This window comes from Qipengyuania sp. HL-TH1, assembly GCF_036365825.1.
Taxonomy (GTDB): domain Bacteria; phylum Pseudomonadota; class Alphaproteobacteria; order Sphingomonadales; family Sphingomonadaceae; genus Qipengyuania; species Qipengyuania profunda.
Map to the genome: position 1 here is coordinate 1,074,915 of NZ_CP142675.1, position 24,224 is coordinate 1,099,138.

The following is a 24,224-nucleotide window of genomic DNA, read 5'->3' on the forward strand; positions in this document are numbered from 1 at the left end:
TCACTCCGGAATGGGTTTGTGGTCGACGATATTGAGGCCGTAGCCCTCGATCGCCACGACATTGGGCTGCGAATTGCTGAGCAGGATCATGTCCTCGATGCCGAGATCGGCGAGGATTTGCGACCCTATGCCGACATTGCGCTGCGCGTCGCTCTCGCTGTAGCCGCGGTTCGACGCCGGACGCCCGGTGATGAGCACGATCACGCCTGCGCCATGTTCGCCCACCGCCTGCATCGCGCGTTGCAGCGTCCGCTTGCGCGGACCGGGCTTGCCGAGCACATCGTCGAAGATCGAGATCGGATGGACACGGGCAAGGGTAGGCTGGTCCTCGACCACATGGCCCTTCTGCAGGACGTAGCTTTCGCTGCCGTCGACAGTGTTGCGGTAGGTCAGCAGACGCCAGTCGCCGCCATAGTCGGAATCGAAACTGTCTTCGGCGACGCGCTCGACCAGATGGTCGTGACGCATCCGGTATTCGATCAGGTCGCGGATCGTGCCGATCTTCATGTCGTGGCGGCGGGCAAAGCCGATCAAATCGTCGAGCCGCGCCATGGTGCCGTCCTCGTTCATGATCTCGCAGATCACGCCCGAGGGGTTGAGGCCTGCAAGGCGCGAGATATCGACCGCCGCTTCGGTATGTCCGGCGCGGACCAGCACGCCGCCATCGCGCGCCGCCAGCGGGAATACATGGCCCGGGGTCACGATATCGTCGGGCCCGCGGGTCGAATCGATCGCGACCGAAACGGTGCGCGCGCGGTCGGCTGCGCTGATTCCCGTCGTGACGCCGTCCTTGGCCTCGATCGAGGTGGTGAAGGCGGTCTGCATGCTTTCACGATTGTCGCGGCTCATCGGTTCGAGGCCGAGCGCTTCGACGCGCTTGCGGTCGAGCGACAGGCAGATGAGGCCGCGGCCATGCGTCGCCATGAAATTGATCGCGCTGGGTGTCGCCATCTGCGCGGGAATGATCAGGTCGCCTTCGTTCTCGCGGTCCTCGTCATCGACGAGGATGTACATGCGGCCATTGCGCGCTTCGTCGATGATTTCCTCGGCGCCGACGATGACCGGGGTCTCGTCATTGGCCTCGAGGAAGGCTTCGAGTTTGGCGAGCGTATCGGCGGTAGGGTTCCAGCTATCCTCGCCGCACTCGCGCAAGGTATTGGCATGGAGCCCGGCGGCGCGGGCAAGGCCGGCGCGGGTCATGAGACCCTGCGAAACGAGCGTGCGAACTTTTTCGATCGTGTTCATAGTGGACGGGTATCACAGTGTAATGTGATTGCCAATCCCGCTAATCACATTCGATGTGATGCACGCATAAACGAGCGCGCCTGCGCCAGGCTAGGAGTTAAGGATGGAAGGAAAATGGTGGACGCACTAGGGCTCGAACCTAGGACCCGCTGATTAAGAGTCAGCTGCTCTACCAACTGAGCTATGCGTCCACACTGCGGCGTACCGCGGCCTCGTGAAAGAGGCGTTCCCGACTCGGGAGGCGCCCATATAGCGGGCTTTCTCGCGATGAAAAGCCCCCATTGGCAAATTAGGCGTCACGGCGCTGGCGCAGGCGATGCGATCCTGCCTCGCGAAGCTCTAGTGTAGCGCCAAATGGGTCGGCCAGATCGTCACCTACGGTGATCAGGCGGCCGAATTCCAACGACCGAACAGCGGCGAATGCCTGGTGCAGTGGCATGCCGGTAACTTGCGGAAGATCCCAGATCGTAATCTTGCTGCCGCGCCGGTTGGCGCGAGCAACTTCGAGCAGTACTTTGTCGCAAGTCTCGAGATCGCTCCGCTGCACCCGCTGGCCCGGATCATACTTAGTTCGGTTACCGATCGGAAGTCGGCGGTCCATAGAGGTCATCGTCAACAGCGTCCCAACTGCGCCAGCGACTAACCCCTCGGTCCGCCAACAATCGTCATACTGTTCAGTAGTGTCTATCGGTGGTAAAAGCAGTCCCTCAACGGGGGGACAGTAAAACTAGCTAGAGTAGCGATGCCCGACCCCACGAAACATATCGTCAAGATGGAGGATTGCGAGGCAATTCTCGAATACCTTTACGCGGGGTGCCTAGAACAAGGCGCTACCTGGTTAACCTATCACTTCACGCCGGTGTTCGAATCGCCCACCTCGCGAAACACATTTATCTGGACGCGCGATTTTCCCGTCGAATACCAGAAACGTTACATTAGCGACGATTTCCGTGGACGCGACCCGCTCCCCCAACTCGCTTTTGAGCACGGTCCCGTACTGACCTGGACCGAGGTGCGCGCACGTGGAAAGTCGATACCGGATGTCACAAGCTTTCTCGACGAGCTGGAGGAGCTTGGCGCCGACAACTGGGTGGTCTTCGCGTTGTTCGGTCCGCGCAATCGCGACGGTTATGCGACGATGCGGTTTGCCGAGGACCCCGACGGCTTCTCCAAAAAGCGCCTGCAGAAAATCCACTCGCTGATCCTCGCTGCGCATCTGCAGCTCTGCAAGGTCATGGACGAGGGCCGGGCATCGGTCGCCTTGTCGGACCGCGAACGCGAGGTCGTCGAATGGATGGGGCGGGGCAAGTCGGCGGGCGATATCGCCGCGATCCTCGATATCTCGCCCGAAACCGTGCGTACCTATACGCGCCGGGTCTATGACAAGCTGCAGACCAACGACCGCGTGACCGCGACCGTGCGCGCGCTCAAGCTGGGACTGATCGAACTCTAGCGGATCAGCCCGGTGCGCGGGGCCTTGCGGTTCCAGCGGTGGACCATCATCAGCGAGCCGATGCAGATCATGTTGGTGAGCATCGAGCTACCGCCATGGCTCATGAATGGGAGCGGAATGCCGACCACCGGGGCCAGGCCCATGACCATCATCAGATTGATCGCGACATAGAAGAAGATCGTGGCGGTCATGCCGAGCGCCACGAGCTTGCCGAACCGGTCGGTGCTCGCGCGTGACACGGCCAGGCCCCAGCCGAAAATCATGGCGAAAGCGCCGAGCACGACAAGCCCGCCGATGAAGCCCCATTCCTCGGCCATGGTGGCGAAGATGAAGTCGGTGTGCGGTTCCGGCAGATAATGCAGATGGCTCTGCGAGCCCTCGTTGAAGCCCTTGCCTGAAAAGCCCCCCGATCCAATCGCGATTTTGGACTGGGTGATGTGGTAGCCATCCCCCAGCGGATCGCTGGCGGGGTCGAGGAAGGTGAACACGCGCTTCTGCTGGTAGTCTTGCAAGCCAAAGAAGAAGGCCACCGGGGCGAGCACGGCGGCAGCCACCCCTGCACCGACGAACCAGCGCAGCGGCAGGCCTGCGGAAAACATGATCACCGCACCGCCGAACACGATCGCCAGCGAGGTGCCCAGATCGGGCTGCAGCAGCACCAGCGCCACCGGGGCGAGGATCAGCGCCCCCGGTGCAATCAGGGCGCGCACGGTGGGCACCATGCCGACCGGCAAGGTCGCGTAATAGCGCGCGAGGACCAGCACGATTGCCGGCTTCATCAACTCCGAGGGCTGCAATTGCATGAAGCCCAGGTCGAGCCAGCGCTGGCTGCCGCCCCCGACGAAACCGATCGCTTCCACCGCGACCAGCATCAGCAGCACCACCCCATAAATCGGGATGGCGAACAGCATCACCAGATCGCGTGAGAACCGGCTGAGCACGAAGGCCATGACAAGGAACACGCCGAAGCGGATGACATGCGAGGACGCATAGGGATCCCAGTTCCCGCCCGCGGCGGAATACAGCACCAGCGCGCCGAAGCCGATCAGCACGAACAACGGGAACAGCATCTGCCATGGCTGACGCGCGATGGGAGCGGGGACGAGACCGGTCATTCGGGCGTGTCTGTGGCATCCGGCGCCGGGGTGCTCCGGGCGGAGGTCGGTCTGGCCGAGGCGGAGGCTTGCGACACTTCCTCGGGCGAGCGCGTGTCGATGCGCGAAGGACTGGCCTCTTCGGCGATGCCTTCAGGCTGGCGGGCGGCCACGCGCGCTTCGGCTTCGACCTGGTCGAAGATATCCTCGTCGCGCGATGGGGCGGGGGGCACGGTCTCGCCCTGTGCTGCGGCATAGGCGCGATATTTCGCATTCAGCCGCTGCTGCGCAGTGCCGCCCCATTGCTCTTCGAGCGGGCGCAGCGCGTCCATGCCCTTGGCCGGATCGAACAGGAAGGTCATCACATCGCGCGCGATCGGATAGGCTGCGCCCGACCCGCCGCCATGTTCGATGACCACCGCGCCGGCGTATTTCGGTTTGTCGAACGGGGCGAAGAACACGAACAGGCCGTGATCGCGATATTTCCACGGACCGGTCTTGCCGTTGGAGACGCTGAGCGAAACGACCTGCGCGGTGCCCGTCTTGCCCGCCATCTTGATATCGTCGAACGGCAGGCGCGCGCGGCCCGCCGTGCCGGGGCCGTTCACGACATCGCTCATCGCCTGCCGGACGTAGCCGATTTCCTCGGGGCTGAAGTCGAAATGCTCGAATTGGGGCTTGTCTCCCCCCAGTTGCAGCCGCGGCATGACTTTGTACCCGGTCGCCATGCGCGCGCTCATCACCGCCAGCTGGAGCGGGTTGGTCAGGTAATAGCCCTGGCCGATCGAGGAATTGACCGTGTCATAGGGCTGCCATGCGCTGTCGTGCCGCCGCTGTTTCCATTCGGGTGATGGCACGGTGCCGTAGAACTGGCTGGTGACGGGGAGCGGGAATTCTTCGCCCAGACCCATCTTGTGCGCCCATTCGGCGACCTTGGCGAATCCCACCTGCTGGGCGAAATGGTAGAAATAGCTGTCGCAGCTCTGGTAGATCGCCTTGGCCATGTCGACGCGGCCATGGTTGCTCCAGCAATTGAAGAAACGATTGCCGATGCGGCGCCCGCCGCCGCACATGATCGCTTCGTCCGGCTTGATGCCCGCATCAAGGAACGCCATGCAGTGCATCGGCTTGATCGTCGATCCGGGGGGATAGAGGCCCTTAAGCACCTTGTTGCGCAGCGGTACGCGCTCGTCGTCGCGCAGCATGCCGTATTCGACGCGCCCGATCCCTTGCGAAAAGCTGTTGGGATCGAAACTGGGCATCGAGGCCATGCACAATATGTCGCCCGTCTCGCAATCCATCACCACCGCCGAGCCGCTTTCGAGCCCGATCCGCCGTGCGGCGTAATCCTGCAGCGGACCATCGATCGTCAGCCGGACGGGATCACCCTGGACGTCCTCGCGCGTTTCCAGGTCGCGGACGATCCGTCCCGACGCGGTGACCTCGACCCGGCGCGCGCCCGGGATGCCGCGCAGATCGAGTTCGAACTGGCGTTCCAGCGCATCCTTGCCGATCTTGTACCCCGGCGTGATCAGCAGCGGATTGCGATCCTGCTCCTCATACTCCTCGGCATTCGCAGGGCCGACATAGCCGAGCAGATGGCCGACCGTCGGGCCGGTGGGATAGAAGCGCGAGAAGCCGCGCTGCGGAACCACCCCGGGCAGGTCGGGCAGCCGCACGCTGACGGCGGCAAATTCGTCATAGCTGATACCCGAGGCGATCTCGACGGGCTGGTAGCCGGGACCGTCGTCGATCCGCTTGCGGATGTCCGCCGCCTGGTTCTCGTCGAGCTTGAGGATATCGGTAAGCGCGAGGAGCGTGGCATCGGGGTCGGGTGTGCGTTCGGGAATGATATCGACGCGGAAGTCCGCGCGGTTCGATGCCAGCGGCGCCCCGTTGCGGTCGAGTATCCAGCCGCGCCGGGGCGGGATCAGCGAGAGGTTGACGCGGTTGCTCTCGCTCTCGAGCTCGTATTTCTCGTTCTCGGCAATGGCGATATAGCCCATCCGCGCTGCCAGCAGCACGCCAAGCCCGCCCATCGCGGTGCCGATGACGAAGGTCCGCCGGTCGAAGGCGTTCTCGAGCGTCGACTGGGTGACGACTTCGCGCGGGCGCGCGCGCTTGCGCAACCGCATCAGCGTGCCCTCCAGCGCTTGAGACGGGTCCGGTCGAGGACCGCGACCAGCCGCGCTGCGATGGGGAAGAAGAGAATGGTGAGCACGAGCTGCGGAACCAGGGCCATGAGCGAATGGAAGGTCGGTTGGCCGCCGGAGAACAGCCAGCCGGCGACGAGGTACCCGAGTATCAGTATACCCGCAGTGAACCAATCCTGCCAGAACGCACGCCAGGGCATGCGCGCCTCGATCAACTCAATGCCGAGCATGATCAGCGACCATGTCATGATCGCGAAGCCGAAGGGTTGCCCGCTGTAGAGATCGTCGATCAAGCCCAGCGGAATACCCGCCCATACGGGCATCAATCCGGGCCGCACCAGCCGCCAGGCGAGCAGCATGAGCAGGCCGAAGGGCGGCATCATCGGGAGGCCGGCGGCAATCGGGAAGATCGGCAAAACCGACCCGATGACAATCGAGATCCACGGCACGCTATTGGCGAGCAGTGGCGAGTGCGAGCGGTTGATCCGGCTGCCATAGGCATCGCTGCGCGCCCGCGGGTCGTTGCGCTCCATCAGTCGGTCAGCTCGCGCTCGATCGGGGTGGCCGCGCCGAGCGCCGCGTCGGGTTCGTAGATCGGCTCGACGCTGACGTAATCGGTTGCAGCGGGATCGCTGACGATGCGCGCCAGACCGCCGTCATCGGTGGTTTCGGTGAGGATGGCGACCGCAATACCCGGGGGGTAGTATCCTCCCGCGCCGCTGGTCACGAAGACATCGCCGGGGCTGAGCGGATTGATCCCGAGATTGATCAGCCTGATGCGCAGCAGGCCATCGCCGCGCCCTTCGGCAAAGGCCACGACCTCGTCCTTGGCCCGGCGCACCGGGAGGATGCTTTCGGTATCGGTGAGCAGCAGCACGCGCGCGCTGTCGCTCCCGACTTCGAGGATGCGTCCGACCACGCCGCGGGGTGAGCGGACCGGCATGCCGATCGCCACCCCGTCGTTCGACCCGGCGCCGAGATAGGCGAAGCGGCGAGTGCTCGAGGCGGAGGACCCCACCAGCCGCGCGACGGCAACGGGTTCGATCTCCTTGTCGTGCAGATCGAGCAGGCCCTTCAGCCGCCGGTTTTCCTGCTTGACCGCGTCGGCTTCGGCCAGCCGGATACGCGCGATTTCCATCTCGCGCTTGAGATCGGCATTCTTCGACCCCGCTCGGTAATAGCCGCTGACGGTTTCCCAGAAGCCCTTGCTGCCGGTCCTCACCGTGGCCGCGGTCTCGGTCGCGGGCGAGACACCGGTCTGCGCCGCCCCACGCAGCCCGCCGAACAATTGGGGCTGGAAGAAGGACAGGGTGAGGAGGATGGCGCCGATAAGCGCGCCAGCGCCCGCGATCAGATAGCCGGTGAAGAGGTTGTATTGCGCCCTGCGAGAAAACCCCGAGCGCCGTGAGCCTGTCGGCGCCATTCCCCTGCCTTTCTTAAGCCGTCATCAGGACGCCGCGATAGATCGGGTCCTCCATTGCGCGGCCCGTGCCGAGAGCGACGCAGGACAGCGGATCTTCCGCGATGGTCACCGGCAGGCCGGTTTCCTCGCGCAGATATTCGTCCAGCCCGCCGATCAGCGCGCCGCCGCCGGTGAGCACGATGCCCTGGTCGACGATGTCGGCGGCCAGTTCGGGCGCGGTGTTTTCCAGCGCGATGCGCACGCCTTCGACGATGGCCCCGATCGGTTCGGACAAGGCTTCGGCGAGGTGCCCCTGGTTGATGGTGATTTCCTTGGGTACGCCGTTGACGAGGTCGCGGCCCTTCAGCGTGATGCTTTCGCCCACACCGTCTTCGGGCGGGCGAGCGACACCGAAATCCTTCTTGATCCGTTCGGCGGTGCTGTCGCCGATCAGCAGATTGTGGTGTCGGCGGACATAGGACACGATCGCTTCGTCCATCTTGTCGCCGCCGGTGCGGACCGAGGTGGTATAGGCGAGGCCGCGCAGCGACAGCACGGCGACTTCGGTGGTGCCGCCGCCGATATCGACGACCATGCTGCCGACCGGTTCGGTCACCGGCATGTCGGCGCCGATCGCCGCGGCCATGGGTTCGAGGATCAGATAGACCTGGCTGGCGCCCGCATTCGATGCGGCATCGCGGATCGCGCGGCGCTCGACCGAGGTCGACCCCGACGGCACGCAGATAGTGATCTCGGGATACCGCATCAGGCTCTTGCGCCCGTTCACCTTGCGGATGAAGTGCTTGATCATCTCCTCGGCCACGTCGAGGTCGGCGATCACACCGTCGCGCAGCGGGCGGATGGCTTCGATGCTGTCCGGCGTCTTGCCCATCATCATCTTGGCATCGTCGCCCACGGCCTTGACCCGTTTCATGCCATTGATCGTCTCGAGTGCGACCACGCTCGGCTCGTTCAGGACAATGCCCTGATCCTGCACATAAACCAGCGTGTTGGCGGTTCCGAGATCGATCGCCATATTTTGCACGCCGAATTTGAAGAGATTGTTCCAGAAGCCCATGTTTATTCGATTTTCCATGTTGTCGCGTGGTCCGACGAGAGGGATGCGACCCGCTCGCACCTCTCCGGGCGGAAATGGTGGCGGAGCCTTAGCGATAATACGAATGGAATGCCAAAAATTTCCGCTATGGCTGCGGGGGATAGCTGAACGCGCCGTCTCGGATTCGTGACGCTTCACCGCTACAACCGCGCGACCATGCCGCAAATCCGTCGCCTGCCCGAGAATCTGGTCAACCGTATCGCTGCCGGCGAGGTGGTCGAACGGCCCTCTTCGGCGCTCAAGGAACTGGTCGAAAATGCGATCGACGCGGGCGCTACGCGGATCGCGGTCAAGCTGGTCGAAGGCGGACTGACGAGCGTCGAGGTAACCGACGATGGCTGCGGGATGACGCCGGATGAAATGGCGCTGGCGCTCGAACGGCACGCGACGTCCAAATTGCCCGACGAGGCGATCGAACAGGTCGCGACACTGGGGTTTCGCGGCGAAGCGCTGCCGAGCATTGCCAGCGTCGCCCGCTTCACCATCGAGAGTCGTCCGGCCGGGGCCCAGCAGGGCTGGAAACGGGTGGTCGATCACGGCGAGATTGCCGCCGAGGGCCCCGCCGCGCTGCCGCCCGGGACGCGGGTGCGGGTCGAAAACCTCTTCGGCAAGATCCCCGCACGGCGCAAGTTCCTGCGCACGCCGCGCAGCGAATATGCCGCGTGCAAGGATGTCGTCCTGCGGCTTGCGATGGCGCGGCCCGACGTGGCGATCACGCTCGACCATGGCGACCGGCGGATCTTCGGCCTGCAGGGCGGGGAAGGGCTGGCCAATCGCGTGGCGCAGCTGATCGCGCGCGAGCTCAAGGACAATGGCGTCGTGCTCGACATGGAACGCGGCGCGATGCGGTTGACGGGGATCGCCGGCCTGCCGACCTACAATCGCGGCGTCGCCGATCACCAGTATCTGTTCGTCAACGGGCGCCCGGTGAAAGACCGGTTGCTGACCGGCGCAGTGCGCGGCGCCTATGCCGATATGCTCGCGCGTGATCGGCACGCGGTGCTGGCGCTGTTCCTCGAACTCCCGTGCGAGGATGTCGATGTGAACGTGCATCCCGCCAAGACCGAGGTGCGCTTCCGCGATGCACAAGGTGTGCGCGGCTTTATCGTTTCGGGCCTGCGCCAGGCGCTGGCAACCGGCGACAAGCGCAGCGCGCAAAGCCCCGATGCGGGCGCCATGTCGCGCTGGCAGCAGGAACCGGCGCGCGAGGAACCATCACCCGCGCTGCGCTCGATCTTCGAGGGGCGCGACTGGTCTGCACCGCAGCAACGCGTGGCCGAACCCGGCGGCGCCTGGCGCGCGGCCGAGGGCGACATCATGGCCGAACCGCGCGGAAGGGCCGAGGAAGCGGCCCCGGTGGCGGAATCCGCGCAGAACTATCCGCTGGGCATCGCCCGCGGGCAGGTCGCCAATACCTATATCGTCGCGGAGGCGCAGGACGGGCTGGTGCTGGTCGACCAGCACGCGGCGCACGAACGCCTCGTTCTGGAACGCTTACGCGAGGCGGGGGCGGAAGAAGCGGTCGCGCGCAGCCAGGCGTTGCTGATCCCCGAAGTGGTCGAACTCGACGAAACCAGCTGCGACCGGCTCGAGGAGGCGGCGCCCAAGCTCGCCGAACACGGGCTCGCACTCGAACGTTTCGGCCCGTCCGCCATGCTGGTACGCAGCCTGCCACACGCCATCGCACGCACCGATCCGGAAAAGCTGCTGCGCGACATCGACGACGACCTCGCGCTCAATGGCGAGGCGCTGCTGCTCGGCGAAAAGCTCGATCTCGTTCTGGCCACGATGGCCTGCCACGGCTCGGTCCGCGCGGGACGCGTGCTGCGGGTCGACGAAATGAACGCGCTGCTCCGCGAAATGGAACGCACCCCGCGTTCAGGCCAATGCAACCACGGTCGTCCGACCTGGGTGAAACTGTCGATGGAAGACGTCGAGAAACTGTTTGGCAGACATTAGGCTGGGCTAGCCTCCGCCTCTGCTCGACAACTTTTACGCTGTAGAGGCCAAATGCGGACTGTCAGGCTGCGACCCGTTTGCTGCCGCTTTCGACCATGTTTGATTCATCGTTTCGAGTCTGAGTGCGGCTTGCGGTTTTACCTATTCGCACATTGCTAGCGCCAAACACTCCAGTACGATTGGTTTTCGCTGGACAGCATCCTACCATCTCGCCTCACGTTTACTACTCTCCAAACACCACCATCGCCCCAAAGTAGTCCAGCCGGTAAAAAACCTTCTTCGCTCGCTTGAGTAAAAAACACCCTGTCATCAGAGCCGTCGAAGCTGAAGATCACGATCTGAAACGCAACGTGCTCAACTTCCGGCGTCCTCCATCGAAATGAGTTCCAAACATCATCCTCGATAACTATGACTTCTCCACTTGTGAGAAGAACAGGGGGCGTTGCGCCCGTCGCCCGATTTCCATTGAGACGCGCGAGAGCTTGTTGGGGCGAAATAGAGCCGAAATCTGCGCCAGCAGTTTCTGTAGTGATTACGTAGTTGGGATCTAGAAGTCTGGTAGATACGGGATCATTAGTGATAGTTAAGATCGAGGGCTCATCAAGAATAAACTCCACCACAGCGACAAACTGTTCAACGCCGATTTGTCTCTCAGAGTCTATGAATTCTGTGCCGCCAACAATTGCTATCTTTCCAGCGCGACTAACCGAACATAGTGAGACATGTTTGCTTTCGGCACGCTTGCTTATTAGCAGTGTTTCTAGGGCACCGTCAACCTGCTCAGAAACTTTGGGCGACTCTGGGCAACCACTTTGTTGCAGAAGAAGTTCTCTCACTCGATCCGCATTCAGGCTATCCCGCAGGAGGCTAACCCACCCCCTTTCTACAATCTCCGAAGCAATGGGTCCGATTACTTCAATCAAATTTTCCGCACCAAGGTAATCGGCGAGCCCCGTCTCCCCATTGCCTTCCATGACCCCATAGTTAGTGAAAACAACTAACTCGGGGAGGGTTCCATTCTCTTTTGCTTGCTTAAATTCAGCAATTCGGTCTCTGAATGGAATTGATTTGACGGTAAAGGAAACACCCATATCATTTGTAAGGCTACGAGCACTTTGACTGATTACATCAGGCGGCAAACTTTCTTCTTGGGGTGACTGCAGTCGCCAAATTAATATTTCCGAACGGTGATTTGAGTAGTACCATTCGTTGAAACTATTTGCAAAACTGCCAATGCTTGTCCCCGCGAAACTCCAGAACGTCGAAAAAGCGAATATCGCGATCGCTATTGTTGCCAGCGCTTTTCTTCCGGGCAATCTTTGAAAAATACATTGTTCTGCGCGCTTCAGCTGATCAGACCAATTCTTGGCTGGCAAATGCACTAAATGCTCATCGATGATCGACTGTAGCCACACGCGCTTTTGAGCCTCCGTTGAGCCAAAGGCATGAATCGCATCTTTTGCTACTGTAATTATCAATGCGGCGTTCGCCTTGCGCCAATCGCTATCAAGACCGACTAGCCGCTCCACTTCAGCGTATAAGTTGATCGCTTCCTCGTGATCCATGGCCATTTTACACTTCGAAAGGTTGTCTCAATTTTGGTATTGTTAAGGATGCCTACGAGTGCGCAGGCCGGACGTAAAGAGCGTGACCAAATTATGTAGGTTCCTTAGGCACTGCTTCTACAGAACTAGTAATTCAGCATACTCTCAGCCGCCATTCAATGTCAGTTCCCCGCCCCAAAGTCGGACCTAGCGACTCCGCTTCACATTAACTCAAATCAGACATTGACCGAAGCCCGGAAATGCTGGACCAGACCGTGCGTTCTATGTCTCGACTGGGGTCAAACTGTCGGAGGAAGACGTCGAGAAACTGTTCGGGAGGCACTTATGCGAAAGATTGCACTGCTGGTGACGTTGGCGCTGGCCGCCTGTTCCAGCGAACCGACCGAGGAAGAACGCGCCGCCGCGGTCGCCGAGGTCGAGGCGCATCGGACCCCGCCGCCGCAACCGCTGGTGCTCGACCCCATCCGTTATCGCGAAATCGAACAGCACGATCTGTATGGCGCAGGCTGCAGCTTCGCGCCCAAGGGCGGCGGCCTTGCGGCGACCGCGCTCGCAATGGCGGAGACCGGGCATTTCCTCCACAATGGCGAACTGGTCACGCTGGCCGCGGACAAGGGTAGCGCCGAACTGCCCTATCTGGCGCGCCGCAAGTATGACGGGACCGCGTTTTCGATGACGCTCGAGCTCGACGAGGAAACGGGCGAGCAGGTCGGTGAGGAAGTCAGCGATTATTCCGCCACGCTGACCATTCGCGACGCGCATGAGGCCGAGGTCTATCGCAAGACCGGCATCGCGCAATGCGGCGTCTGAGCTAGTCCGTCCCTTCCGGGTCGCGTGTGCGGATCAGCCCGTTCGAGACCATTTCCATCACCGGCTCGTCATTCTGGTTGAAGACGGTGAGATGGCTCTTGAAGATGCCCATTTCGGGGCGAGAGGCGCTGCGGCGTTTCTCGATCACTTCGCTTTCGCACCGGAGCGTGTCGCCCGGATAGACCGGCTTTTTCCACCGTAGCTGATCGACACCCGGCGAACCCAGGCCCGCCTGCTTGTGCTTGGTCAAATTCTCGACCAGCATCGACATGGTCATCGCGCAGGTGTGCCAGCCGCTGGCTGAGATGCGGCCGAAATGGGTCTGCGCCGCGGCCTCGTCATCGAGGTGGAACGGCTGCGGATCGTATTTCGAGGCGAAGTCGATCACCTCTTCACGCGTGACCTCGTAACGGCCGAAGGCCTGCTTGTGCCCGATGGCGATGTCTTCGTAGAACTGCATTGCAAAATGCAATGTATCAAAGCGCGGGGCGAAGCAACATCCAAATCCCCATGCCGATCATCGCAAGGTTCTCGGTGAGCGATACGAATCCGAGCGGGACATTGCCGCTCCCGCCGACGCAGGCGCATTTGATGCTGCGTTTCTGGATGTAGACCGCGTAGAAAACGCTGACCGCGCCGATCGCGCCGATGGTCAGTGCTACCGGGATCGAGAGCCAGGGCAATTGCCGCCCCGCCATGAGCACCGCCGCGCCGGCCTCGAGGAAGGGATAGGCATAGGCGTAGGGTACCCAGCGCCGGCCGAGCAGGTCGTAGCCCACGAACATGGTCGAGAACTGTTCGACATCCTGCAGCTTAAGCATGGCGAGCATCGCCATCGAAAAGGCGACGAACCATTCGGCGGTCCGCGCGGTGAAGGCGGCTTCATAGACGAACAGGCTGAGCGCGACTGCCAGCGCCGCGCAGACGGCGAACACCGCGATAACCGGCGTGTAGCTGGTGTCGCCAGCGCTAGGATCATCGTAGCCGAAATGCGTCCGCAATTTGCTGTAACCGCCGATCCGCTCGTCCCCGATAAAGGTCTGCGGGGTCGTGTCGACGCCGTGCTGCGCCTTGAACGCGTCGGTCTGTTCGCGGGTGGTCAGCCAATGGTCCTCGACCGCGAAGCCTTCGCGCTCGAGCAGCCATTTGGACTTCGTGCCATATGGACAGACATGCTTGTCCATAACCATGCGGTACAGCCGCGCGGTCTTGGCCCCGGGGGAAGCTGCGTCCGCCGCGCTCATGCGCGGAAGCGGGGCACGCGTCCTTCGGTGCCCAGATCGGGGATGATGCGATACCGTGCGAGGACGAGGCTGAAGAGGCCGAAGGCGAGCAGGCCGATCGCGACGAGCTTGAAGACGATGCCTTCACCCGCGAGGCTGGCGACGGCATCGCCGAGCGTCTTCACCTGGTCCGATCCGCCGCTCATGAAACCGGCCTGGAACAGCGACCAGCCGATGATCAGGAAGACGACCGCGCGTGCCAGATAGCCTGTGCCGCCGATCCAGCGGGTCTGCGAGGGCGCGCGCGGACTGATGCGGTTCATGAAGCTGCCGGTCAGGCCCTTCTTGGCCTGGAAAGCCGCGGTGGCGAAGAAGGCGATCCCCAGCAGGCCAAGCACGACGCCGCCGAACTCGATTGCCAGCACGCCCGACGCCGCTTCCTGCGCGCCGCCGCCATTGTCGCTGCCCGTGGTGGCGAATTTATAGGCCGAATAGGCCAGCGCGAGGTGGCCGATCGCGCTCCCCGCATGGCCGATCCGCGTGGCCCAGCCGGTCTTGTCGGTGCCGTGGTGTTCGACATCGAGGAGTGTCGAGGCGAAACGGAACAGCGCATAGGCGAGCAGGCCGACCACCATCAGCCACAGGATGGCAGTGCCGAGCGGGAAATCCTGGATGGCCTGAAAGATGCCATTGGTACCCTGGCCGATCCGGCCCGCGCTGGTCAGCGCAATCAGTCCGAGCACCGAATAGAGAATTGCCCGGCTGAAATAGCCGACGCGCACCAGCGTGCTGAACTTTTCCGATTTATCGACCACGTATGTCTCCCCGTTGAGCTTTGCTTGGCAACGGGGAGGGCGCGTGCTCGTTCCGCACACCGCCTAATTTTGCGCGGCGAGCGCATCCGCGACATCGGCCAGATCGCCATCCGCGCGCGCCGCCTGTGGCAGGCCGATCAGATGCCGCAGCAAAGGCGTGATCGCGGTGTTCTGGAAGGTTTCGATCGTCACACCGCTACGAAAGGCGGGTCCGTGGGCGATGAACAGAGATGCCATTTCGGGGGCAAATGGATCGTAGCCATGACTGCCGCCGCTCCACGTCGCGTCGGAAGCGCGGGTGGTGATGGTCCAGCCGGTATCGGGCAGGCAGAAATAGGGCGGAATGCGCGGGTGCGTGCCATATTGGTAGCGGGCGGGAATCTCGCCTTTGCGCCAGCATTCCATATGCGCATGGTCCCGCAGCAGCGCCGCTTCGAGCGCCGCGGTGTTCCCTTCGGTGGCTTCGAATGTCGCATAGGCCCCGCTTTCGACGGCGCGGTAGAGCGACGCATCGACGATCTCGTCGAGCACGATCATCTTGTTCGATCCGGTCGGGGCCATCCCGTGGTCCGACACCAGCACCAGATTGGCGGGCTGGCCCAGGCTTTCGAGCCCCGCGAGCAGATCGGCGATATGGCTGTCGACGTCGCGCAGCGCCTCGTCGATCTCCTCGCCCACTGGTCCGCCGCCATGTCCTGCACTGTCGACCGTATCGAAATAGAGCGTCACGAATTCGGGGCGGATCTCCGCCGGGCGGCGCAGCCAGTCGAGCACCGAATTGACGCGCTGCGTATTGGTGACCTGCATGCTGAAGGCCTGCCAGTCGCTTGCCATGGTGCCATCCGGTACCGGGCCATATCCTTCCGCCGTACCGCCCCAGGCGACCGCCGAACCGGGCCAGAACATCGCTGCGCTGCGGATGCCCGCTTCCTCGGCCTCGACCCACACCGGCTTGGCCTCGTTCCACCAATAGGGATCGACCGTGGCCATGGTGAAGGCTTCATCGGGCCGCGTCTTGTCTTCCATGCGGTTGGCAATGATGCCGTGATGATCGGGCACCAGACCCGTTACCAGCGTCCAGTGATTGGGGAAGGTCTTGGTCGGGAAGGACGGCCGCATCGCCGCGCGCGCACCTTCGCCGGCCAACCGCGACAGCGTCGGTGTCAGCCCGCGTTCGAGATAGTCCGGATGGAACCCGTCGATCGAGACGAGGATCGTCACCGGTGCCCGCTGTTCGGCCACCGCCGCGCTTGCAACCGGCGTATCGGTATAGCCGGCGCACCCGCCGAGGACGCTGGCAAAGCCAAGGGCGAGGGCGGCGGCAATCCGGTTCATGGAAGTGACCTCAGACGTTGAACTTAAATAACAGGACATCCCCGTCCTGCACGAGATATTCCTTGCCTTCCTGGCGCAGCTTGCCCGCTTCGCGCGCACCGCTTTCGCCGCCAAGCGCAAGGTAATCATCGTAGGCAATTGTTTCAGCGCGAATAAACCCGCGCTCGAAATCGGTATGAATTTCGCCTGCGGCCTGCGGTGCCTTGGCCCCGGTGGGGAAAGTCCAAGCGCGCGTTTCCTTCGGACCGGCGGTGAAAAAGGTCTGCAGGCCGAGGAGCTTGTAGCCGGCGCGGATCACCCGGCTCAGTCCCGATTCTTCCAGCCCCAGTTCGGCGAGGAATTCGGTCCGGTCTTCGGGAGGCATCGTGACCAATTCGGCTTCGATGGCCGCGGAAACCACCACGGCCTCGGCGCCCTCGGCCTTGGCCTTGGTAAAAACCAGCTCGGACAGCGCATTGCCGCTCGCGGCATCTTCTTCGGCAACGTTGCAGACATAGAGCACCGGCTTGGCGGTCAGCAGCTGTGCCTGCTGGAAAACGCGGGCCTCTTCCTCGTCCTTGGGTTCGGTCAGCCGCGCGGGCTTGCCTTCCTTGAGCAGTTCGAGCGCTTGGCCGAGCACGCTGGCCATCAGCTTGGCTTCCTTGTCGCCGCTGGTGGCACGCTTGGCGGCAGCGGGAACGCGCTTCTCGAGGCTTTCGAGGTCGGCCAGCAGCAGCTCGGTCTCGACCACTTCGGCATCGGCCAGCGGATCGACCTTGTTGGCGACATGCTGGATATCGTCATCCTCGAAGCAGCGCAGCACGTGCACGATCGCATCGACTTCGCGGATATTGCCGAGGAACTGGTTGCCCAGCCCTTCGCCCTGGCTCGCGCCTTTGACCAGTCCGGCGATATCGACGAAGGCCAGCTGCGTCGGCAGGATCTTGGCCGACTTGGCGATCGCGGCAATCTTGTCGAGCCGCTCGTCCGGCACGGCGACCTGGCCGACATTCGGCTCGATCGTGCAGAACGGATAGTTCGCGGCCTGCGCGGCCTGCGTCTCGGTCAATGCGTTGAACAGGGTGGACTTGCCGACATTCGGCAGGCCGACGATCCCGCAGCGGAAACCCATGGATACGTCTTTCTCATATTTTGAAAGACGCGCCGGATAGCGATTACCCTAGCATTTGGCCAGCCTGCTTAGCCTCTCTCGTACTCGTCGTCGGCAAAGTCGCTCTCGCTCACATCCCATTCGTCTTCCGCAACGCCCTGATTTCGGCCGATCGCATACCACAAGAAGCAGATGAGGCCGATGCCGATGAGCGCATTCACCGCGGTGAGAGGAACCACCAGTGGAGCAATCGTCCTGGTGACGGTGCGGATGGCCAAGATCCCGATCAGCGGCGAGAGGAGAGAAAGGAGAGCAATGAGATTTCCCGCGAGATAGAGGGCGGAAAAAATCTTGAGGGCTCTTGCTTCGAAGCTGTCCGGGTCGCGTCCGAGCAGGGCAGCTTCACGGCGGCGTGAAGCGAGGTTCCAGATGATGAAGCCTGCGACGATTGTGGGGCCAATCGCCATGATCAGAGATAGATACCCGAATATAGAGTTACCCAGACCGGTCGCGAACCCGACACCCCAGAAATTGTTGAGCGCCGTCGTGGCAGAGTTGAGATGGGGGAGCGCTGCGAGGATTGGCAACGTGACCAATAGAGGAAGGCCCAGAGTGCGGCTGCGAAGCACGACGATCACCAGGAATACCAGTGCGATCACGCTGGTCAGTGCCTGCCGACCGAAAATACCGAAGTTCACGAGAAACGCACCGCACGCGCCTCCTCCCGCACCCCTGCATCCGCTGCTACCGGCGGCCCAAGTTGCGATGGCGGGCCAGAGAAAAATGGCCGCTATGAATAATCCGATCGCGACAGTCGCAACGAGCCGAAAAGACTTGTACCCCATGAGGTCCCCCAGAGATTTATTCTGAGAAATTAGTTGGGCGAAGTAAATGAGAAGTGAAAGAAAATCGCGGCGGAAATTTATTTCTGGTGCACCGCCTTGATCAGCGGGCCGTAACCGCTTTCGCCCAGCCATCCGACTTGCGTCTTCGCGCTAACCTCGTTGATTGCGGTTTGCGGAATCGCGCCGGAGCTGACCGGGAGGCGCACGGGGCGCGTGCCGGGCGCCATGCCGAGCACGTGCGACATGGCGCGAGGAATGTCCATCGGATCGGCGCTGCGGCCCGATCCGTCCTCGGCGCCCATGCGGGCGACCACTTGCGGATAGCCGTCGAGATGGAGCGGCGCGGCGCGGTCCTTGAGCTCCAGCGAATAGCGGTTGCGATTGACCCACACCTTGGTCGGATACCCGCCCGGTTCGATAATCGTGACGCCGATATTGTGCGGGACCAGCTCGTAAGCGAGCTGTTCGAACATCGCCTCGACCGCGAATTTGGTCGCCGAATAGTGGCCCGCATAGGGGACGATGACGCGGCCCAGCTGGCTCGACACGGCGAAGATATGTCCCTGCTTGCGCGCGCGCATTCCGGGCAGCACCGCGCGGGCAAGCCGGTGGTAGCCAAGCACGTTGGTATCGAAGGCGAGCCTGGTCGCTTCCATGTCCTGGACCTCGACCGGCCCGGTGATGCCGATCCCGGCATTGTTGACCAGCACATCGAGCCCGCGGCCGATTTCGCGCTCGGCGCTGGCGACGGCATCGGCCACTTCGTGGTCGAGCAGTACGTCGAGCCGCATCACGCGGATATCGAGCGATTCGTCGCGCGCCAACTGCATCAGCTCCTCGGCCTCGGGACGCGGTGTGTTGCGCATGGTGGCGAAGACGGTTGCTCCGGCGCGGGCGAAATGTTCGGCGGCGAGGCGCCCGAAACCGGAGGAACACCCGGTAATCAGGATCGCTTTGCCGGTCAGGTCGGGCGCGGGGATCAGCTTGTCGTCCTGCGCCCGGACGGCAGTGGCGGCAAGCGCCCCGGTGGCGGCGGCTCCGGCAAGCAGGGTGCGGCGAGTCAAATCAGGCATGGCAGTCTCCCTTTAACTGCAGCCTAGCAATTACCGCGGCGAAAGCGAAGCGAGCCAGCGTTCGGGTTCGCGCGGAGAGCGGATGTAGAGGACCTTGTCTTCATGTCCCGCGAGAGCCCGCTCGATCCGCTTGCGCGGTCGATTATGCCATGTCGCCACATACCAGAGGAAGCCCGCATCGAAGCGCTCGGGGCAATCGGGGGCCATGTCCGGCCGCGTGGTGCCGCGCGCCGACCAGATGCGCCGCATCACCCGCCACAGACAGCGCGCGGCCGAGAATTCGAGAAACACCACCTGGTCGGCACGCGCGAGCCGCAGTTCCATCGTGCTGGCGTCATTGCCGTCGATGACCCAGCGCGGTGACCGGACGATTGCTTCGAGCTCAGGCCGCCAGTCACACTCGTCCCGCTCGACCCAACCCGCCGACCACATCAGCTGGTCGAGATGGTAGGATGGCAGGTCGAGCATTTGGCCAAGCCTGCACGCGAGGGTCGATTTCCCGCTCCCGCACGGCCCCAGGATCATGATCCGGTTCACAGGCTCAGTCCTGCAGGCGCAGCGCGATATCGTTCATGAAGCGGGCGTCGTCGCCCTTGGCCAGCCATTCGGCTTCGGCCGCCATCGCCGCCAGCATGTCGGCCAGCGGGTCCATTTCGCTCTTGGCGTAATTGCCCAGCACATGGCCGTGGACGCGCTCTTTCGATCCGGGATGGCCGATGCCGATCCGCACGCGGCGGAAATCGGGGCCGAGGTGCTGGTTGATCGACCGCAGCCCGTTATGGCCCGCCAGCCCGCCGCCCATGCGGACCTTGACCTTGAACGCGGCGAGGTCGAGCTCGTCGTGGAACACCGTCAGTGCATCGGGGTCGAGCTTGTAGAACCGCAGCGCTTCGCCCACCGCGCGGCCGCTTTCGTTCATGAAGGTCGCGGGCTTGAGCAGTAGCACCTTGTGCGTGCCGATCCGGCCTTCCTGCGCCCAGCCCGAAAACTTCTTCTGGACCGGGCCGAAATCGTACATCGCCGCGATGACGTCGACCGCCATGAAGCCGACATTGTGCCGGTTCATCGCATATTTCGGTCCGGGATTTCCAAGGCCTGTCCAGATCTGCATGCGGGGTCCTCTAGCGATGGTGGGGCCAAACGCAAAACGCCGGCCCCTTGCGGGACCGGCGCTTCGTTGCGGTGAGGCAAGAGGCGATTATGCGCTCTTGTCTGCCTGTTCCTGTGCCGCGTCCTCGTCGACACCCTGTTCGGTGGCGGGGACATCCTGCGGATCGGCTTCGCCTTCATCCTGCGAGGTATCGCCTTCGGCCTTCTTGAGCGCCGAGGGAGCAACCAGCGTGGCGATGGTGAAGTCGCGATCGGTGATCGCGCTTTCGCTACCCGCGGGCAGCTGCACTTCGCTGATGTGAATCGAATCGCCGACTTCCTTGCCGGTGACGTCGACTTCGATCTCGCCCGGGATCTTGTCGTTTTCGCAGACCAGTTCGAGCTCGTGACGGACAACGTTCAGAACGCCGCCCTTCTTGAGGCCGGGGCTGGCTTCCTCGTTGAGGAACACGACCGGAACCGAAACTTCGATCTTGCCGCCCTTGGCGAGGCGCAGGAAATCGACATGCTCGGGGCGGTCGGTGACGGGGTGCAGAGCGACGTCCTTGGGGAGCGTGCGCAGCTTCTTGCCGTCCACTTCGAGCTCGACGATCGAGTTCATGAAGTGGCCGGTGTCGAGCTGCTTGATCAGCTCCTTCTCTTCCACGTGAATCATCGTGGGTTCTTCCTTGCCGCCGTAGATCACGGCGGGGACACGGCCTTGACGGCGCAGTTGACGGGAGGCTCCCTTGCCAGCCCGTTCGCGCGCCTCGGCCGGCAGGGTCAGAGCGTCGCTCATGGCACTTACCTTTCGAATGCTATTTGGTTGCTCGGTCCACCACGCCTCCAGGGATGACCATGGTGCCGAAGGCCGCGCGCATAGCAGGGCGGGGCCGAAAGGCAAGCAAGAACGCCCGGGGGAGGCGGGCTTATTCGACCCGGCGAATGGTGAAACCGCGGGCTTCGAGCATGGTCGGCAGGCCGTCCGCACCCAGCAGATGGCCCGCGCCCACCGCGATCAGCGGCTTGTCGCGCGCCGACAGCAGGTTCTCGATCTGCGCCGCCCAATCGGCATTGCGGTCGCGCAGCAGCGCCTGCGCCAGTTCGGGATCGGCCAGGATGCCCCGCCTCGTGAGCTGCGTGAGCTGTTCGGTATCGCCTTCGAGCCAGGCGGTGGCGAGCGTGGAGATTTCGCCCTCATTGGCGCGCGATTCCTCGAGCACGGCATTGAGCAGGTCGCGCTGCTCGCTCTCGGGCAGCGTATCGAAGATCGCCAGCTGCTTGCGCGCGCCTTCGAGCTCGACCACCTCGCGCTTGTCGAACACGGCCAGCAGCGCGCGGTCGGCGCCATTTTCCGACTTGGAGGATTGCGCCACCTGCGCCAGCGCCAGCGCGGCGGCCCAGCTTTCCATCGGATCGAAATAGCCGCGGCGGACCTTGGCCTTGACCAGCAACGTCTCGAACTCGTCGCGCAAGGCGGGATCGATCCGCTGCGCCAGCGGCCCGGCGGGGCGATCGAAGGCCATTTCCTCGAACAGCGTCGACAGCTCATCGCCATTTTCCAGATTGGCGACCTCGACCACCAGCATGTCGGCCTCGGCCAGCACGGCGTCGAGTTGGGGCGAGCGCCATTTCGCGCCGTCGGGCAGTGCATGGATGGTCCCGAACAACCAGCCTTCGACCGCGCCCCTGCTGTCGGCGATCTCCCACAGCGCGGGGTAGGGTCCTTCGGGCTTGGCCGGATCGGCCTGCTTCCCGCAGGCGGAGAGCAGCAGCACGAGTGCGATGCACAGCGAAGGAAGAAAGCGGCGGGTCACGCCTCCTCCCTGCATGGTTTACTCACCGTGGCAAGTCGGGAATTGCCCGTGCCCGGTCGCGGGACGATTACTGGATGCGCGTCACGGACAGCCCGCGTCCGGCAAGGTAATCCTGCACGCTGCCACGCCCGGCCAGATGGCCCGCGCCGACCGCGACGAAGACGGTGCCCGGCTCGTCAAGGCGGCCATCGATCCACTCGGCCCAGCGCTCGTTACGGTCGTAGAGCAGCGCATGCGCCAGCACCGGGTCGGTCAGCCCGTCGTTCATCAGCGCGGCGAGGCCATCGGCATCGCCTTCGAGCCATTCGGCGACCATGTCGTCCATCATCGGTACGACCTGGTCGATATTGTCGGCTGACACCATCAGGAAGGCGATCTGCGATTCGACCGGCAGCGTGTCGAACAATTCGATCTGCCATTCGAGCGTCTCGAGCGCACCGCGCGCGACGTCGGCGGGGGCCAGTTCCTCGAGCTTCGCCTCCACCCCGCTTTCGGCGGTATAGCCCGCCTGCAGCAACGGAACGACCGCCAGCGTCATCCCGGCAAACCACGGCTCGAAGCGGTCGAAGGCCGCGGGCGGCATGGCCAGCTTGGTGAGCGCGAGTTCATAGCTCGTCCGATCGGGTTCGGAGAGCATGTCGCGCAGTGTCTCATCGGCGGGCAGCAGTGCACTGGTCATCACCATCTGCTGCGCGGCGGGGTCATGCGCCGCATTGCTGGGGATCTCGGTGACCAGTTCCTGCGAGACGGCGAGCGCGGTCTCGATCGGCCCCTTGTACCATTCGATGCTTTCGGGAAGTGCATGGACGGTGCCGAACAGGTAGATCGTGGTATCCGCATCGGCGACCTGCCACAGGCCGGGACCCGCAGCGACGGGAGCCTCGGCCATAGCCGGGGCGACCGCAACGTCGGCTTCGGGCAGCGCGGCGCAGCCCTGCAGCGCCAGGCCGAGCGGGGCGAGGCAGGCGAGCGCCGGGCGGATCGAGATGCGGTTCATGCGGTGTGATTCCCTGTCGTTGAAGGCCGCGATACCGAGCATTGCGACGAATTGCCAAGTCGCCGGTGGATATTGCAGCGCAAGCCGCGCTGCGCTGCGGCATTGACCCTGTTTGACGCTTGCGCCATTGCCCCGCGCCATGGACCGCAATCCGCAAAATTCCTTCCAGGACATGATCCTCGCGCTGCACGATTTCTGGAGCGCGCAGGGCTGCCTCATCCTGCAACCCTACGACATGCGCATGGGCGCAGGCACCTTCCACACCGCGACGACACTGCGCGCGCTCGGCCCCGAGCCGTGGAACGCCGCCTTCGTCCAGCCCTGCCGCCGCCCGACCGACGGGCGCTATGGCGAGAACCCCAACCGGCTGCAGCATTATTACCAGTACCAGGTGATCCTGAAGCCGAGCCCGCCCGATATCCAGGACCTCTATCTCAAGAGCCTCGAAGTGATCGGCATCGATCCGCTCAAGCACGACATTCGCTTCGTCGAGGATGACTGGGAAAGCCCGACGCTGGGCGCCTGGGGTCTGGGCTGGGAAGTCTGGTGCGACGGGATGGAAGTCACCCAGTTCACCTATTTCCAGCAGATGGGCGGGTTCGATTGCAAGCCGGTGGCGGGCGAACTGACCTACGGGCTCGAACGCCTGGCCATGTATATCCAGGGCGTCGACAGCGTCTACGATCTCGCCTTCAACGATCGCGGCGTGAGCTATGGCGACGTCTTCCTCGAGAACGAGAAGCAGATGTCGAAGTGGAACTTCGAGGTCGCCGAGACCGATGCGCTGTTCGACCTGTTCAACAAGGCCGAAGCCGAGTGCCGGAACGCGCTCGCCAATGACGTGCCGATCGCCGCCTACGAGCAGGCGGTCGAGGCCAGCCACATCTTCAACCTGTTGCAGGCGCGCGGCGTGATCAGTGTGCAGGAACGCGCCAGCTATATGGGCCGCGTCCGCGACCTCGCGCGCGGCAGCTGCGAAGCGCATATGGCCAAGGAAGCGCCCGTCTGGGCCGAGAAATATCCGGAGTGGTCGAAATGATCTCTGCCAGTCCTAAACCGTACTTCGTCACCCCCGCGCAGGCGGGGGTCCAGATAACCTCCCTTGCGCGCGCCACAGCCCTTATCTGGGCCCCTGCCTGCGC

At 63.2% G+C, this 24,224-nt stretch carries 24 protein-coding genes and 1 tRNA gene; 4 read left to right on the plus strand and 21 right to left on the minus strand.

Features of this window, described 5'->3' with window-relative positions; translation table 11 throughout:
• The 3 genes from ribB to VWN43_RS05875 all read right to left on the minus strand — a co-directional run bounded on the left by ribB (window position 1) and on the right by VWN43_RS05875 (window position 1,855).
• Window positions 1-1,245, minus strand: coding sequence for a 3,4-dihydroxy-2-butanone-4-phosphate synthase (gene ribB / locus VWN43_RS05865; protein WP_253515824.1), 1,245 nt, complete (start codon window positions 1,243-1,245; stop codon window positions 1-3).
• Window positions 1,246-1,360: 115 nt separating this feature from the next.
• Window positions 1,361-1,436 (minus strand) — tRNA-Lys (locus VWN43_RS05870).
• Between the two features lie 98 nt (window positions 1,437-1,534).
• Window positions 1,535-1,855, minus strand: a complete 321-nt coding sequence (locus VWN43_RS05875) for a hypothetical protein (protein WP_320180288.1) — start codon at window positions 1,853-1,855, stop codon at window positions 1,535-1,537.
• A gap of 132 nt (window positions 1,856-1,987) precedes the next feature.
• Here VWN43_RS05875 and VWN43_RS05880 point away from each other — a divergent pair, with 132 nt between their 5' ends.
• Window positions 1,988-2,698, plus strand: coding sequence for a helix-turn-helix transcriptional regulator (locus VWN43_RS05880; RefSeq protein WP_320180287.1), 711 nt, complete (start codon window positions 1,988-1,990; stop codon window positions 2,696-2,698).
• Here VWN43_RS05880 and rodA read toward each other — a convergent pair.
• Genes rodA through VWN43_RS05905 form a run of 5 tightly spaced genes read right to left on the minus strand, consistent with a single transcriptional unit; the run spans window position 2,695 to window position 8,425 of the window.
• Window positions 2,695-3,813, minus strand: a complete 1,119-nt coding sequence (gene rodA, locus VWN43_RS05885; protein ID WP_320180286.1) for a rod shape-determining protein RodA — start codon at window positions 3,811-3,813, stop codon at window positions 2,695-2,697. The two genes, VWN43_RS05880 and rodA, sit on opposite strands and share 4 nt — an antisense overlap.
• Window positions 3,810-5,927: a penicillin-binding protein 2 gene (gene mrdA / locus VWN43_RS05890; RefSeq protein WP_320180285.1), complete on the minus strand. Its 2,118-nt coding sequence runs from the start codon at window positions 5,925-5,927 to the stop codon at window positions 3,810-3,812. The genes rodA and mrdA overlap by 4 nt, the downstream gene beginning before the upstream one ends.
• On the minus strand, window positions 5,927-6,478 hold the full coding sequence (locus VWN43_RS05895; RefSeq protein WP_320180284.1) for a rod shape-determining protein MreD: 552 nt from the start codon (window positions 6,476-6,478) through the stop codon (window positions 5,927-5,929). Before VWN43_RS05895 ends, mrdA begins: the two co-directional genes overlap by 1 nt.
• Entirely contained in the window at window positions 6,478-7,368 is an 891-nt protein-coding gene (locus VWN43_RS05900) for a rod shape-determining protein MreC (RefSeq protein WP_320180283.1), read from the minus strand. Before VWN43_RS05900 ends, VWN43_RS05895 begins: the two co-directional genes overlap by 1 nt.
• 13 nt (window positions 7,369-7,381) lie before the next feature.
• A complete protein-coding gene (locus VWN43_RS05905) occupies window positions 7,382-8,425 on the minus strand; it encodes a rod shape-determining protein (protein WP_253515794.1) in 1,044 nt (347 codons plus the stop codon).
• Between the two features lie 195 nt (window positions 8,426-8,620).
• On the opposite strand from VWN43_RS05905, the gene mutL reads away from it, so the two are divergent.
• Window positions 8,621-10,423 carry a DNA mismatch repair endonuclease MutL gene (mutL, locus tag VWN43_RS05910; protein ID WP_320182114.1) on the plus strand — a complete coding sequence of 601 codons (1,803 nt, stop codon included), beginning with the start codon at window positions 8,621-8,623 and terminating at the stop codon, window positions 10,421-10,423.
• 155 nt (window positions 10,424-10,578) lie between these two features.
• Here mutL and VWN43_RS05915 read toward each other — a convergent pair whose 3' ends face one another.
• The gene (locus tag VWN43_RS05915) at window positions 10,579-11,994 is read right to left on the minus strand and encodes a hypothetical protein (RefSeq protein ID WP_320180282.1); all 1,416 of its coding nucleotides are present in this window, start codon (window positions 11,992-11,994) and stop codon (window positions 10,579-10,581) included.
• A 318-nt stretch (window positions 11,995-12,312) separates the two neighbouring features.
• On the opposite strand from VWN43_RS05915, the gene VWN43_RS05920 reads away from it, so the two are divergent.
• Window positions 12,313-12,798 (plus strand): hypothetical protein, encoded by a 486-nt coding sequence (locus VWN43_RS05920; RefSeq protein WP_320180281.1) that lies wholly within the window; start codon window positions 12,313-12,315, stop codon window positions 12,796-12,798.
• 1 nt (window position 12,799) lies between these two features.
• On the opposite strand, the gene VWN43_RS05925 is transcribed toward VWN43_RS05920, so the two are convergent.
• The 12 genes from VWN43_RS05925 to VWN43_RS05980 all read right to left on the minus strand — a co-directional run bounded on the left by VWN43_RS05925 (window position 12,800) and on the right by VWN43_RS05980 (window position 23,082).
• Window positions 12,800-13,258 carry a MaoC family dehydratase gene (locus VWN43_RS05925; RefSeq protein ID WP_253515788.1) on the minus strand — a complete coding sequence of 153 codons (459 nt, stop codon included), beginning with the start codon at window positions 13,256-13,258 and terminating at the stop codon, window positions 12,800-12,802.
• Between the two features lie 16 nt (window positions 13,259-13,274).
• Complete coding sequence (locus VWN43_RS05930) at window positions 13,275-14,042, minus strand: glutaredoxin family protein (protein WP_320180280.1); 768 nt, start codon at window positions 14,040-14,042, stop codon at window positions 13,275-13,277.
• Window positions 14,039-14,836 (minus strand): DUF1206 domain-containing protein, encoded by a 798-nt coding sequence (locus VWN43_RS05935; RefSeq protein ID WP_320180279.1) that lies wholly within the window; start codon window positions 14,834-14,836, stop codon window positions 14,039-14,041. The genes VWN43_RS05930 and VWN43_RS05935 overlap by 4 nt, the downstream gene beginning before the upstream one ends.
• A gap of 63 nt (window positions 14,837-14,899) precedes the next feature.
• A complete protein-coding gene (locus tag VWN43_RS05940) occupies window positions 14,900-16,171 on the minus strand; it encodes an alkaline phosphatase family protein (RefSeq protein ID WP_320180278.1) in 1,272 nt (423 codons plus the stop codon).
• Window positions 16,172-16,181: 10 nt separating this feature from the next.
• Window positions 16,182-17,282 carry a redox-regulated ATPase YchF gene (ychF, locus tag VWN43_RS05945; RefSeq protein WP_320180277.1) on the minus strand — a complete coding sequence of 367 codons (1,101 nt, stop codon included), beginning with the start codon at window positions 17,280-17,282 and terminating at the stop codon, window positions 16,182-16,184.
• Window positions 17,283-17,350: 68 nt separating this feature from the next.
• Window positions 17,351-17,959 (minus strand): hypothetical protein, encoded by a 609-nt coding sequence (locus tag VWN43_RS05950; RefSeq protein WP_320180276.1) that lies wholly within the window; start codon window positions 17,957-17,959, stop codon window positions 17,351-17,353.
• Between the two features lie 224 nt (window positions 17,960-18,183).
• Window positions 18,184-19,179: an SDR family oxidoreductase gene (locus VWN43_RS05955; RefSeq protein ID WP_320180275.1), complete on the minus strand. Its 996-nt coding sequence runs from the start codon at window positions 19,177-19,179 to the stop codon at window positions 18,184-18,186.
• A gap of 30 nt (window positions 19,180-19,209) precedes the next feature.
• Window positions 19,210-19,647 carry a P-loop NTPase family protein gene (locus VWN43_RS05960; RefSeq protein ID WP_320180274.1) on the minus strand — a complete coding sequence of 146 codons (438 nt, stop codon included), beginning with the start codon at window positions 19,645-19,647 and terminating at the stop codon, window positions 19,210-19,212.
• Between the two features lie 73 nt (window positions 19,648-19,720).
• Complete coding sequence (gene pth / locus VWN43_RS05965; protein WP_320180273.1) at window positions 19,721-20,290, minus strand: aminoacyl-tRNA hydrolase; 570 nt, start codon at window positions 20,288-20,290, stop codon at window positions 19,721-19,723.
• An 87-nt stretch (window positions 20,291-20,377) separates the two neighbouring features.
• On the minus strand, window positions 20,378-21,067 hold the full coding sequence (locus tag VWN43_RS05970; protein WP_320180272.1) for a 50S ribosomal protein L25/general stress protein Ctc: 690 nt from the start codon (window positions 21,065-21,067) through the stop codon (window positions 20,378-20,380).
• A gap of 130 nt (window positions 21,068-21,197) precedes the next feature.
• Entirely contained in the window at window positions 21,198-22,085 is an 888-nt protein-coding gene (locus VWN43_RS05975; RefSeq protein WP_320180271.1) for a TraB/GumN family protein, read from the minus strand.
• Between the two features lie 67 nt (window positions 22,086-22,152).
• A complete protein-coding gene (locus VWN43_RS05980) occupies window positions 22,153-23,082 on the minus strand; it encodes a TraB/GumN family protein (protein ID WP_320180270.1) in 930 nt (309 codons plus the stop codon).
• 139 nt (window positions 23,083-23,221) lie between these two features.
• Here VWN43_RS05980 and VWN43_RS05985 point away from each other — a divergent pair, with 139 nt between their 5' ends.
• Window positions 23,222-24,121 (plus strand): glycine--tRNA ligase subunit alpha, encoded by a 900-nt coding sequence (locus tag VWN43_RS05985; protein WP_320180269.1) that lies wholly within the window; start codon window positions 23,222-23,224, stop codon window positions 24,119-24,121.
• Window positions 24,122-24,224 lie beyond the last annotated feature (103 nt).